We start from the raw sequence: 13,462 nt of genomic DNA on the forward strand, positions 1-13,462 counted from the left end.
TAGTATAACCTAGTGTCAGAGTTGTAACAAGCATGAACTATTGGTCAAATAAACTAGTACTATGCATTGGTTGAATACGTTCTTTAGGATTTATGTGGTTTACTGCGTGGTTAACGGCAATCGGTGCTTCACCAAATCCAGTTGCGATAAGTTCAACTTTCCCATCATACGTCGAAATATCCCCAATCGCAAAAATACCATCAACAGACGTTCTAGTAGCAGAATCCGTTACAATTGATTGACGTGTTAATTCAATTGGCCAATTCTTTATTGGCCCTAGTGAAGAAGAAAAACCGTAATTAACGAGTAAATCAGATACGTCAATCGTTTTTGATTCATCTTCTTTTGGATTAAATAGGGTAACACCTGTTAAGTGTTCTCCATCTCCATGTAATTCTTGAATAACAAAAGGCGTTTCGATTTCGACACTGGATTGTTCTAATAAGCTGATACTATGTTCATGTGCTCTAAACGTTGGACGACGATGTACCAGTTTGACAGATTTAGCAACATTTTCAAGCATCAATGCCCAATCAACCGCAGAATCACCACCACCACAAATCATGATATCTTTTCCTCTAAATTGTTCCATATCAGTCACAAAATAGTGTAGTCCTTTTCCTTCATAATACTCATGACCCTCAGTTGTTAATCGTTTTGGTTGAAACGCACCATTACCGGCAGCGATGATTACCGTTTTGGAATAATGTGTGCTTTTTTTTGTAATAAGTTTAAACATGTCATCTTCTTTTTCAATTTGTAACACTTCTTCATCTAAACAAATCGTTTGATTAAACGGTTTAATTTGTTCAACTAATTGATCGACTAATTGTTGTGCTTTTATATTTGGAAACCCTGCTACATCGTAAATGAGCTTTTCCGGATAAAGTAAACTAAGTTGTCCTCCAAGTTGTGGTAGAGATTCAATAATTTTAGTTTTAGCTTGTCTCATTCCAGCGTAAAAAGCAGCGAAAATCCCAGCAGGTCCACCACCAATAATTGTAATATCGTATATTTCTTTTGTCATGTGAAACTCCTTTACTAAATCAATACACAAAGTATAAATGACATTTTTAGATAAAGAAACTATTTTGAATTTTGAAGTGTTTTTAATTGTTTTATGACACAGTGTCATATACAATGACACTATGTCATAAAACAGTTAGGAGGTAGATTTATGCCAAGTCCTACATTTTTTCGTTTAGAAGAAGAAAAGCAGCAAAAAATTATTGCAGCATGTGAAAAAGAATTTTCTGATGTTCCAATCCATCAAGCATCAATCGCTAATATTGTAAAGTATGCTGGTATACCAAGAGGAAGTTTTTATCAATATTTTGAAGATAAAGATGATGTCTTTTACTACATTTGTGATAATTTAGTAAAAGAACCTGAAACAACATTCATGGCATTATTTAAAGAAAACAAAGGAAACTTATTTTTAACCATGCAAGAATTTTTTGATTATTTTATTTATTTGATTTTGAGAAGTGATCATGCAAAGTTATTAAAAAATATCTTTATGTATATGGATTACAAACGTTCAAGTGAAATTTTTGATGAATTAAATATTGATCGAAAAACAGAAAAACATTTGAGAGGTCGAAAAAAGCAACGTTATCACCAATATGAAGAATTAATTGGAAATATTGATTATTCATACTTAAAAATATCTAATGCAAAAGAATTAAAAGTATTATTAAGATTATTGTTTTATACGATGCACGCATCAATTAATGAAATTTATCGTTCAGAACAAATGGGAAAAAAAGTAAATATTGAAAAAGCGAAAGCGGAGTTTAATATGAAGTTAGATTGGATAGCTTACGGGGTAATTGAAGATAAATAGGAGGATAGAAGCATGTTAAGAATCATAAAACGAATGTCTCTACCAGCAGTTTTAGGGGCTATTTTATTCATCGTAATTCAAATTACGAGCGATTTGTATTTACCAACGCTCACGTCAAATATTATTGATAATGGTGTTACTAAGGGAGATATCTCATACATCTGGCGCGTTGGTTTTGTGATGATAGGTATCTCATTTATCGGCATATTAGCATCTATTGCTAATACCTTTATTGCCACAAGACAAGCGCAAAAACTAGGAAAAAAATTGCGTTCTGAGATTTATGAAAAAGTAGAATATTCATCTCAACGTGAATTTGACAAGATTGGAACAGCGTCTTTAATTACCAGAACAACCAATGATGTTAATCAAATTCAAATGGTTAGTCAAATGTTCTTAAGAATCATGATTAATGCACCAATCACATTAATAGGTGCAAGTGTTTTGGCTTTTTATCGTGACAGAGAACTGACAAAAATATTTTTATATGTCATTCCAATGATTATATTAGTTGTGGGCGTCACAATGTATTTTGCGATTCCATTATTTAAAAGTTTACAACAAAAAACAGATAGACTGAACTTAGTATTTCGTGAAGGACTAACAGGTGTACGGGTTATCCGTGCATTTAATCAAACAAAATTTGAAGAGCATCGTTTTGATGATGCTAATAAAGACTACACGAATACTGCCATAAAGGTAAATACACTGATGTCATTCTTATTACCTGTGATTACGTTCATTATTAGTGTGACAAATGTATCTATTATTTGGTTTGGTGGTCATAATATCGCGGAAGGAACGCTTGAAGTAGGGAACATGATGGCGTTTATGACGTATGCTATGCAAATTTTAATGAGTTTTGTGATGATGGCGATGATTTTTGTATTTGTACCCCGTGCTCAAGCATCAGCTGTTCGTATTAATGAAGTACTTGATATGAAAGACGATATTAAAAATCCAGATTCACCAAAAGCATTTAATTCAGATAGTTCATTAACATTTAAAGAAGTTAGTTATAGCTACAGTGGTGCCGAAAAACCTGCTTTATCTGATGTTGATTTTACCGCAAAAAAAGGTGATACGGTTGCGATTATCGGAGGGACTGGTTCAGGTAAATCGACGTTGGTCAATTTAATTCCACGTTTCTTTGATACAACAGAAGGTGAGATATTAGTGGATGAATGCAATGTAAAAGATGTCTTGAAACATGAACTAAGAGAAAAAGTCAGTTTTGTACCACAAAAAGCAGTGCTATTTACCGGAACAATCCGATCAAATATGCAATATGGGAAAGAAAATGCAACAGACGACGAGATTTGGAAAGCTTTAGAAACAGCACAAGCAAAATCATTTGTTTCTGAATTACCAGATGGTTTGGATAGTAAAGTTGAGCAAGGTGGAACAAACTTCTCAGGTGGACAGCGTCAACGTCTATGTATAGCTAGAGCACTTATAAAAGACGCGTCAGTTTATGTATTTGATGATTCCTTCTCAGCACTTGATTTTAAAACAGATGCTGCTCTTAGAAAAGCATTGAAAGAGTCGATTACTGAAGCAGTAGTCGTCATAGTAGCGCAAAGAATTAGTACCGTGGTGGATGCTGATACGATTCTCGTATTAGATGATGGTGTCATGGTAGGTCGTGGCGATCACCAAACGCTAAAAGCAACAAATGATACCTATCAAGAAATTATTTCATCACAGTTGAGTAAGGAGGAAATAGCATGAGACAGCACGGACCTGGTGGAGTAAAAGGAAAAAAAGCCAAACCAAAGAATTTTTGGAAAACAACCAAACGATTGATGTCATATATGTTAAAACGATGGTATTTAATAGCATTAGTGTTTGTGTTAGCTACCGCCTCAACAATATTTCAAATCCGTACCCCTAAAATATTAGGGGAAGCAACAACTGAAATTTTTTCTGGGTTAATGAAAGCCAAACAAACGATGATGAGTGGTGGAAAAGTAGGGAAAATCGATATCGATTTTGATAAAATTGCTAGTATTTTAATGATTGTTCTAGCGATGTATATTGCTTCTGCTGTTTTTAGTTTTCTACAACAGTTTATTATGACACGAATTTCTCAACGAACAGTGTATCAATTAAGAAAAGAATTTAAAGAAAAAATGGGACGTGTCCCTGTTTCTTACTATGACACGCATTCAAATGGTGATATTATGTCTCGTGCGATTAACGACATGGATAATATTGCTACAACCCTCCAACAAACGTTAACTCAGTTTGTAACAAGTATTTTAATGTTTTTCGGGGTACTGTGGATGATGTTAACAATCAGCTGGAAGTTAACAATTGTTGCAGCGTTGACAGTGCCACTAAGTTTAATCATCACAATGATTATTGCACCAAAATCTCAACGTTATTTTGGCAAACAACAAGCGAGTTTAGGTTTATTAAACAATCAGATTGAAGAAAGCTATAGTGGACATGCAGTTGTTAAAAGTTTTAATCATGAAAAAGATAATATAGATGTATTTGAAATTCAAAATCAACAGTTATATGAATCTGGTTGGAAATCGCAATTTATTTCAGCGATTATTATGCCATTGATGAACTTTGTAAAAAATATTAGTTATGTCTTTATTGCTGTATTAGGTGGGATTCAAGTAGCAAATGGATACATGCCTTTAGGGGACGTACAAGCTTTTATGCAATACACTAACCAATTTGCTCAACCTCTAAGTCAAATGGCGAATCTGTTAAATACAATCCAATCAACAATTGCTTCGGCTGAACGTATTTTTGATGTATTAGATGAAATGGAAATGAGTGATGCAATAGTTGATGATTCACTTGCTAAACCAACAGATGCAGTTGTGTCATTCCAACATATGGCATTTGGGTATGATGATAGTGAATTATTGATGAAAGACTTTAACTTAGATGTATTTAAGGGACAAAAAGTTGCCATTGTAGGACCAACAGGTGCTGGTAAAACAACGATCATCAATTTACTTGAGCGTTTTTATGACGTTTCAGGTGGATCGATTTTGTATCAAGGAAAAGACACTCGTAATATTAAACGTGAAAAACTACGTTCTCATTTTTCAATGGTTTTACAAGATACTTGGTTATTCACTGGTTCAATTGTTGATAACATTCGCTATGGAAAAATGGATGCTAGTGAAGAAGATGTTATTCGTGCAGCAAAAGCAGCACGTGTAGATGAATTTGTTCGTCGTTTACCAGAAGGATATGATACCGTGTTAAACGAAGACGCATCAAATATTTCTCAAGGACAAAGACAGTTAATCACCATCGCTCGGGCTTTTTTAGTTAATCCAGATGTCTTAATTTTAGATGAAGCCACTTCAAGTGTTGATACAAGAACTGAAATATTGATACAAGAAGCAATGGATAGATTATTAGAAGGTCGTACAAGTTTTGTTGTGGCTCACAGATTATCAACGATTCGCGATGCAGATAATATTATTGTGATGGATCAAGGGGACATCGTTGAAACAGGAAATCATGATCAATTACTTGAAAAAGCCGGTTTCTATGCTGAATTGTATAATAGTCAATTTTCAACAGGGGTAAGTATTTAATAAAGAAAATGATATTCATCTAATTTTCTGAATATAATAATGGAATTTCTTGGATAAAAGGTGTTACAATGTAAAGTGATATTGAGGGAAAAGACATTGATTCGAAAATTTAGGGGGAAATGAATATTATGGTTAACTTTTCATTAAATCCAAACACCAAATTAACTTCTGTTGCCATTAAGGTAAAAGATTTTGACAGAATGTTAAGTTTCTACCAACAAGTTGTTGGGTTTGATTTGATTAATGAAGAAAATGATATGGCGATTTTAGGTATTGGTAGCCAGAAAAGAAAATTGCTGGGATTGATTTCGACACCAGATGGCGTGGAAGGGTCAAATATTCAGACAGGATTAAACCATACATCGTTTGTTTTTCCAACTCGAGACGATCTTGCTCGTTTTATTAAGCATCTCATGTTATTAAATTATCCAATTGAAGGCGAAAGTGATCATGGTTTTTGTGAGTCAGTTTATATCAGTGATCCTGAAAATAATCGTTTAGAATTTAGTTGGGATAAGCCAAAAGATGAGTGGCCAATGGTAGATGGTAAAATAGATGGTGTAACAAAAGAATTAAACATTCAACAATGTTTAAACAATGTGAAAGGTGAATACACATCAGTTCCAGATGAAACAAAAGTGGGACATGTTCATTTATCAGTATCGGATTTAGAAATGGTTTATAATTTTTATGCTGAGACATTAGGATTCAAAATAAAAGATGATGATTTTAGTTCAACTCATTTATTGTCAGTTAACGATTATCATCACCAGCTAGCCATTAATGAATCACAATCAAATGACATGTCACCTGTTATTCGTGATACTGACTTAGGAGTAGACCATGTAACGTTTGATGTCCCAACAATGGAGGATTTACTTTCATTAAAGGAGAATCTTGAGACACTTGGTAGTGACTTCTACTATAATAAAGGCAAGAGAATTATTGGATTATATGATCCAAGTGGTATTCATTTGTGGTTTATTGTATTTAAAAAAGAGAACAAAAAATAGCAATAAGGCTGATAATCTCTACTGGTAAGACTAGTTAGAATTATCAGCTTTTTTGTGGATAAGAAGGAGATAGAATGTATTCTAAAACCATTCAATTTATTGAGTCATTGTGTAAAGAAAGCATCATTCCAGGTGCTAATTATTTGTTTTTTAGTCAAGATAATGTTGTAAGGGGAAGTACGGGGTATAAACAATTTTTACCTGTTAAAGAAAAAGCAACCTCTAATGTCTTATATGATATGGCATCACTTACGAAAGTTATGATGACTAATACTGTCGTATTAAAATTAATTGAACAAAATCAACTAAATATTGATGTGCCTTTTAACACGTATTTACCCATATGGCATGAAGACAAGGTGACGTTAAGACATCTGTTAACGCATACCTCAGCTATTTCAGGGTACATTGATAATAGAGATGAGCTATCAGCTGAAGAATTAAAAGAGGCGTTGTTGACGTTACCAGTAGATTATAAAAAAATGGGCAGAGAAAAAAAATATACAGATACGGGAACATTATTAATAGGATTTATGCTTGAAGAGATTTATAGACAGAATGTTCATAATATATTTGAAAAGGAAGTTTTAATCCCCTTAAATATGGTGCATAGTGGTTTTAGTAAAATAAACACTTCTTTATGTGCACCAACAGAGTTAACGAAAAATAGAGATTTAATTAAAGGAGAAGTACATGATCCAAAAGCATATCAATTAAAGGAACACTGTGGCAGTGCGGGGTTATTTAGTAATATTGACGATAGTTTTAAATTTGTTCAAATGATGTTAAATAAAGGAAGGCTACCAAATGGAGAAGTATTTTTAGAAGAAGAAACAGTGATGTTATTATTAAATGATTTTACACCGAATAACGATTTATCTCGTTCACTAGGTTGGGATTTAAAGTATCATTTAGAAAAAAAACATCCGATATTATATCATACTGGTTATACTGGTACTTTTATGTTGATAGATATTATTGAACAAGAGGCTTTTATTTTTTTATCAAATCGAGTCCATCCTTATGATAATAGACAAGATTATTTAAGAAAACGTGATGAATTAATTGAAGTTTATCAAAAAGAACAGACGAATTAAACAAGAAATGATATACTATTTTTATCAATATAGATGAGGTGAGGGGAAAAAGATGGCAGAACCATTATTTTTAAAACCAGTATTCCAAGAAAAAATTTGGGGTGGAGAAAAATTATCGACTGAGTTTGGTTATGAATTAACTAGTAAAACGATAGGGGAATGTTGGGCAATTAGTGCGCATCCTCATGGTGTTTGTACGGTTGAAAATGGGGAGTTCAAGGGAGAAAAGTTAGATGATTTATGGAAAAAACATCCGGAACTTTTTGGTAATCCAAAAGAAGACGTATTTCCATTACTGACTAAAATTTTAGATGCTGAAGATGACTTATCTGTTCAAGTCCATCCTGATGATTTTTATGGGTTAAGTCATGAGGGAGAATTAGGAAAAACGGAATGTTGGTATATCATTAGTGCAGAACCTGGAGCGGAAATTATTTATGGTCATCATGCTAAATCAAAAGAAGAATTAAAAAAAATGATAGACTCAGGTGAGTGGAATCAATTATTGAGACGTATACCTGTTAAAAAAGGTGATTTTTTCTATGTTCCTAGTGGGACCATTCATGCCATTGGTAGTGGGATTATGATTTTAGAAACGCAACAAAGCAGTGACACAACTTATCGTGTATATGATTATGACAGAACAGATGATAATGGAAACACACGTGAATTACATATTCAACAATCACTAGATGTGACGACTATTCCTCATATTGACCCTAAATTAGAAATAACGCAATTAAATGAGAATCAATCAAGTGTAACAACCTTTATTGAATCAGATTATTTTGATGTATTTGAGTGGAATGTCGATGGCATATTAGATATCAAATCTCATGCACCATACACATTAGCGAGTGTTATTGAAGGGTTTGGTTATTTAAAAATCGGTGCTAATCAAACGTATGAACTCTCAAAAGGAATGCATTTCATTATTCCCAATGGTATTGACACATGGGTATTAGAAGGTGATATGGATATCATCGCATCAGAGCCTGGAAAAAAGAATAGATAATAAAAAAGACATCATGTTGCAAAATCAACATGATGTCTTTAGTTTCATTATAATAATTCTGTGATTGGTTTATAGTCATCTAAACGATTTTGATCTTCAGCAATTACGTTTGAATTTAAACTACCATTGTATGTATTAAATCCATTTCTTAGAGCTTCGTCAGTTGCAACAATTTCTTTTAAAGATTGATTAGCCAACTTAACAATATATGGTAACGTATTATTTGTTAAAGCAAGAGTTGATGTGCGAGCTACTGCACCAGGCATGTTTGCAACTGCATAATGAACAACGTCATGTCTAATATAAGTTGGATTATCATGGCTTGTTACGTGGTCAGTCGTTTCAAAAATACCACCTTGGTCAATTGCAATATCAATGACAACAGAACCAGGTTTCATTTGTTTAATCATATTTTCAGTAACAAGTTTTGGTGCTTTACGTCCAGGTATTAAAACGGCACCAATAACTAAATCAGCTATTTTAACTGATTTTTCAATGTTATGAGAATTAGAAATAACAGTTTCAATGTCATTTCCAAAAATATCTTCTAGTTGTGCTAATCGTTGTGGATTAATGTCTAAAATTCTTACTTTGGCACCTAAACCAATGGCAATTCTAGCAGCATTCATACCAGCAACACCACCACCAATAATAACGACTTGTCCTTTTTCAACACCAGGAACAGAAGACAATAAAACACCTGAACCTTGGTTAATAGATTGTAAGAAGTATGCACCAGTTTGTGGCGCCATACGACCAGCAATCTCCGACATTGGTGTTAATAAAGGCAATGACCCATCGGGTAAACGAACGGATTCATAAGCAATTGCTGTAATCTTATTTTCTAGTAAAGCATCAGTTAATTCTTTATTAGGGGCTAAATGAAGATATGTAAATAAAATTTGATTAGGTTTGAATAAATGATATTCAGATGCTAATGGTTCTTTAACTTTTAGGACCATATCAACATCCCACGCGTCTTCTTGATTTTGAACGATGGTTGCACCCATTTCTTCATATGCACTGTCTTCAAAGCCAGCACCTACTCCTGCTTGAGTTTGTACGAATACTTCATGCGACTTTTCCACTAAAATTTTGACAAATGGTGGAGTCAAAGCAACACGGTTTTCATTGTTCTTAATTTCTTTTGGTACGCCTATTTTCAATTTTTTTCACTCCTATTCTGTCATAACCTGTTAAGATTACGATGGTATCATTATACATAAAATGTAAGAATAATGCTAATAATATACTATTTTTAAGAAAAAAGAACACTAGTTTTATCTTGTGTTCTAATTCAAATCATCCAAAGAAAACGTGACATGATATTTTTTTTTCATAGCCATATTGATTAATCTCAGTGCTAATTGCTTATTTTTTGCTAACAAGGGACCATGAAAATAGGACCCCATGACATTTTTATAAACAACCCCTTCAGTTTTGTCTTTCCCATTATTTCCATATCCTTTTACAACTTCTCCAAGAGGTTTTTCACCTTCTCCTAAAAAAGTCATACCATTATGGTTTTCAAAGCCGTAATATGTTTCATCAAATTCTTTATTATAAATCTCAATATCACCGATAAAACGGTTATTATCCTGGCTAAGAGTATAGTGGGGAAGAGCGGAGATTCCTTCAATTTTTTCACCTTGAGCGCCGATGTAATACTCACCTAATAATTGGAAACCTCCACAAATAGCAAGCATGACACCATCATTTTCAATGTAACGAGTGATAGCGTCTTTTTTTGTTTGAATGTCTTCAGAAACGATTTTTTGTTCATAATCTTGCCCTCCACCGAAAAAGACAAAATCATATTTCGTCTCATCGAAGTCTTCAAACACACTGATGATTTCAGTATCAATTGTAATACCTAATTTTTTTGCGTAGTAATTTAGTAAAAGTAGGTTACCATTGTCACCATATGTATTCAATAAATTTCCATACAGGTGACAAAATGTTAAATGATAGTTTGTCATACTAGGCTTCCTCCTTGATAAACCCTTGTTGGATTAATTCTTTTCTTAAGCCTAATACTGCAGTGTATGTGGCTAAAATATAAACATGTTCAGTTGGTGCTGATTTTATTTCTTCGATGACTTGTGTAAGTGACGATGTTTCAACTAATTTTTCTTCGTTAATACCGGCTACTTTTAATCGAAGTGACATATCACTCTGACGTTCTCCACCTGAGATGACTTTAGGAATATTTAATTCACCTAACACTTCTAATTGACTATCCCAAATCCAACTGACATCAATTCCATCAGCATAGTTTGCATTAAGTAGTGCAGTCAGTGAAAACGGATAAGGAGATAATTTCATCGTATCAATCACTTGATTTAGCCCAACTGGATTTTTAACTAAAACAAGGGTGCATTTTTTATCCCCAATCTCAATGACTTCTTGACGGCCAAATACTTTTTCGTCGTACGCTAAACCTTTTCTGATTTTTTCTGATGAAATATTATAATGTTTCGCTACAGCTGTTGCTGCTAGTGCATTGTAAATATTGTACATACCACCTACTTCAATTTGGTAGTCATGTTCATCAATCGTAAAGGTAGAAGAGACATTAGTCATATGTTTAATGTCAGTTAAAGCAACATTAAGTTCAGGACGTTTGAAATCACAATTAGGGCAATAATAATCACCCAAGTTACTGTAAGTAATCATTTTATAGTGAAGAATGTGATGGCAATGAGGACACAGAACACCATCAGTATTATAATGAGCCATCTGTTCTTCATCATCAGCATGACTAAATCCATAATATTCTCTTGGGTTGATAGTGTCGATAGAGTTAAATATCGGTAAATCACCATTCATTAAAATAGGTGCATTTGGTGCTTTTTTCGCCCCATCAACGATTAATTGATAAGTCGTGTAAATTTCCCCATAGCGATCCATCTGATCGCGAAAAATATTGGTAAATAAGAATAACTCAGGTGTTAAAAATTCTGTCACTTTATTTAAACTGGCTTCGTCGATTTCTAAAACAGCGACGTTTTTGCCATGCTTATTTTTCTTTCCTTGAAGGAAGGTTGATACAATACCTTGTAACATATTTGCTCCTGTTGTGTTCGTAACAACAGAATCGAATTCCTCTTTTAATATATTAACGGTTAAAGCAGTAGTTAATGTTTTACCGTTTGTTCCTGTCACAACAATCACATCATAGTCTTTTGCTAAACTTGAAAGAATTGTTGGATCTATTTTTAAAGCCAATTTTCCAGGTAAGCTACTGCCACCTTTGAAAAACGTTTTTAATAGCCATTGTGAAGATTTACCAACAGTTGTCGCTAATCCACTTTTAAAACTCATATACATTCCTCCTGTGTATACATTAACTTAATCATGATACCATAAAATAAGAATTGAAAGATTAAAAAAATACATAAGATTCTATGATAAGATAACAAAAACTACTTAGAACATGAAAAAATATGTTCTAAGTAGTGACATTAGCCAATAATAATTTTTTCAGTTGGATAAATATAGCCACGGTCATGTTTTTCTTTTGGAATAAAAATCATTAAGGTGTAAAGCATGCCAATACGTCCAACAAACATTAAAATGGCAATAACAATTTTACCAATTGGGGAAAGAGAAGAGGTAATGCCTAGTGATAATCCTGTTGTTCCAAAGGCAGAAGCGACTTCTACAATTAACGCAATCATTGTTTCATTTTCTGTAATCGTTAGTATCATAATAGACAAAAAACACATAAAGACAGATAAATTAAACACAACGATGGCTTTTTTTATGTCTGTTCGATCAATTCTTCTATTAAATATAGTGACATTTTCTTGTCCTTTTATAAAGCTATACATATATAATCCTAATATCGCAACGGTTGTTGTTCGCACACCACCACCAACAGAACTGGGGCTACAACCAATGAACATTAGCATTGAAAAAAGTAATAGGGTAGGTGTTTGAAAATCATTTAGATTATTTAATTGTAAACCAGCATTTCGTGTGGTAGTAGAATAGAACATAGACGTCAGCCATTTTTGTTGTTCGCTCATATCAATAAATAAATGGTTTTTTTCTAATAAATAGATTAAAATTGTTCCAACGATAAATAATACAATATAGATACTAATCGCTAATCGACTGAATAGGGAAAAACGAAAAGGTAACTTATGATTGTCTCTTCTATAAAATAACCACTCTTTTACTTCCATTAAGACTGGAAACCCAATCCCGCCAATCATAATAAGTAGCATCAAAATAGGTAAAAAGAAAAAGTCGTTTTTATAAGGGGTGACCGACTCACCTGTTACATCAAACCCAGAGTTTGTTACTGCTGAGATGGATTGATAAAATCCATGGAACAACGAATCAACTAAATCAAGATGATGTTCGGCAAAATAAAAATGGGTAGAAAAAACAAGACCAAATAGCAATTGTATGACTAATACAGTCAGCATAGTATTTTTGATTAATCGAATACTTCCGCTAAGCTTTGGAGAGTTCATATCAGTCATGATTAATTGTCGACGCTTTAGAGAAATTTTCTTTTTTGATAAAATGAAGAAAAAAGTTGACACCATCATAATACCAAAGCCACCTATTTGAAAGAGAATTTCAAGTAAAATAATCCCACGTTGGTTAAATACTTCATTAATATTGAAAGTACTTAAACCTGTCACACTAACCGTACTAATAGCCATAAAAATCATATCAAAGGTTGAATAATTAGCATTATCTTGATGGAAAAATGTTAAATTAAGTAAAAAGTAAGCGACAGTTGTAATTAACACATAATATAGAAAAATAATTTGGATACTCGAAAGGTGTTGGTTAATGTACCGAGTGCTTAGGTGCTTTAATTTCATATACGAAAACTCTAAACGAGGCATAGTATTTCCTCCTTGTCTGGTAATATCTCAACTAGTATAACAACTTATGTC

The 13,462-nt window shown here is 33.1% G+C and carries 11 protein-coding genes; 6 read left to right on the top strand and 5 right to left on the bottom strand.

From position 1 onward, the window contains the following. Positions 1 to 37: 37 nt before the first annotated feature. On the bottom strand, positions 38 to 1,027 hold the full coding sequence (locus tag MN581_RS05740) for an NAD(P)/FAD-dependent oxidoreductase (protein WP_117972712.1): 990 nt from the start codon (positions 1,025 to 1,027) through the stop codon (positions 38 to 40). A gap of 150 nt (positions 1,028 to 1,177) precedes the next feature. Here MN581_RS05740 and MN581_RS05745 point away from each other — a divergent pair, with 150 nt between their 5' ends. From MN581_RS05745 to manA, 6 genes are all read left to right on the top strand, one after another. Beyond that, on the top strand, positions 1,178 to 1,846 hold the full coding sequence (locus MN581_RS05745) for a TetR/AcrR family transcriptional regulator (RefSeq protein WP_117972713.1): 669 nt from the start codon (positions 1,178 to 1,180) through the stop codon (positions 1,844 to 1,846). A 12-nt stretch (positions 1,847 to 1,858) separates the two neighbouring features. Continuing rightward, positions 1,859 to 3,577: an ABC transporter ATP-binding protein gene (locus MN581_RS05750; RefSeq protein WP_241699368.1), complete on the top strand. Its 1,719-nt coding sequence runs from the start codon at positions 1,859 to 1,861 to the stop codon at positions 3,575 to 3,577. Next, positions 3,574 to 5,418, top strand: coding sequence for an ABC transporter ATP-binding protein (locus tag MN581_RS05755; protein WP_241699369.1), 1,845 nt, complete (start codon positions 3,574 to 3,576; stop codon positions 5,416 to 5,418). The genes MN581_RS05750 and MN581_RS05755 overlap by 4 nt, the downstream gene beginning before the upstream one ends. A gap of 128 nt (positions 5,419 to 5,546) precedes the next feature. Then, positions 5,547 to 6,431 (top strand): VOC family protein, encoded by an 885-nt coding sequence (locus tag MN581_RS05760; protein ID WP_158559391.1) that lies wholly within the window; start codon positions 5,547 to 5,549, stop codon positions 6,429 to 6,431. A 74-nt stretch (positions 6,432 to 6,505) separates the two neighbouring features. Next, positions 6,506 to 7,528 carry a serine hydrolase domain-containing protein gene (locus MN581_RS05765; protein WP_117972717.1) on the top strand — a complete coding sequence of 341 codons (1,023 nt, stop codon included), beginning with the start codon at positions 6,506 to 6,508 and terminating at the stop codon, positions 7,526 to 7,528. Between the two features lie 52 nt (positions 7,529 to 7,580). Continuing rightward, on the top strand, positions 7,581 to 8,543 hold the full coding sequence (gene manA, locus MN581_RS05770) for a mannose-6-phosphate isomerase, class I (protein WP_241699370.1): 963 nt from the start codon (positions 7,581 to 7,583) through the stop codon (positions 8,541 to 8,543). A 47-nt stretch (positions 8,544 to 8,590) separates the two neighbouring features. Here the strand turns inward: manA and ald are convergent, their stop codons facing one another. The 4 genes from ald to MN581_RS05790 all read right to left on the bottom strand — a co-directional run bounded on the left by ald (position 8,591) and on the right by MN581_RS05790 (position 13,387). Continuing rightward, positions 8,591 to 9,709: an alanine dehydrogenase gene (gene ald / locus MN581_RS05775; RefSeq protein ID WP_117972719.1), complete on the bottom strand. Its 1,119-nt coding sequence runs from the start codon at positions 9,707 to 9,709 to the stop codon at positions 8,591 to 8,593. 126 nt (positions 9,710 to 9,835) lie between these two features. Continuing rightward, positions 9,836 to 10,522 (bottom strand): adenosylcobyric acid synthase, encoded by a 687-nt coding sequence (locus MN581_RS05780; protein WP_241699371.1) that lies wholly within the window; start codon positions 10,520 to 10,522, stop codon positions 9,836 to 9,838. 1 nt (position 10,523) lies between these two features. Then, positions 10,524 to 11,867 carry a Mur ligase family protein gene (locus MN581_RS05785; protein ID WP_241699372.1) on the bottom strand — a complete coding sequence of 448 codons (1,344 nt, stop codon included), beginning with the start codon at positions 11,865 to 11,867 and terminating at the stop codon, positions 10,524 to 10,526. Between the two features lie 140 nt (positions 11,868 to 12,007). Continuing rightward, the gene (locus tag MN581_RS05790) at positions 12,008 to 13,387 is read right to left on the bottom strand and encodes a potassium transporter TrkG (RefSeq protein WP_241699396.1); all 1,380 of its coding nucleotides are present in this window, start codon (positions 13,385 to 13,387) and stop codon (positions 12,008 to 12,010) included. Between the last annotated feature and the right edge of the window lie 75 nt (positions 13,388 to 13,462).

The organism is Vagococcus sp. CY53-2 (assembly GCF_022604695.1).
Lineage (GTDB): Bacteria > Bacillota > Bacilli > Lactobacillales > Vagococcaceae > Vagococcus.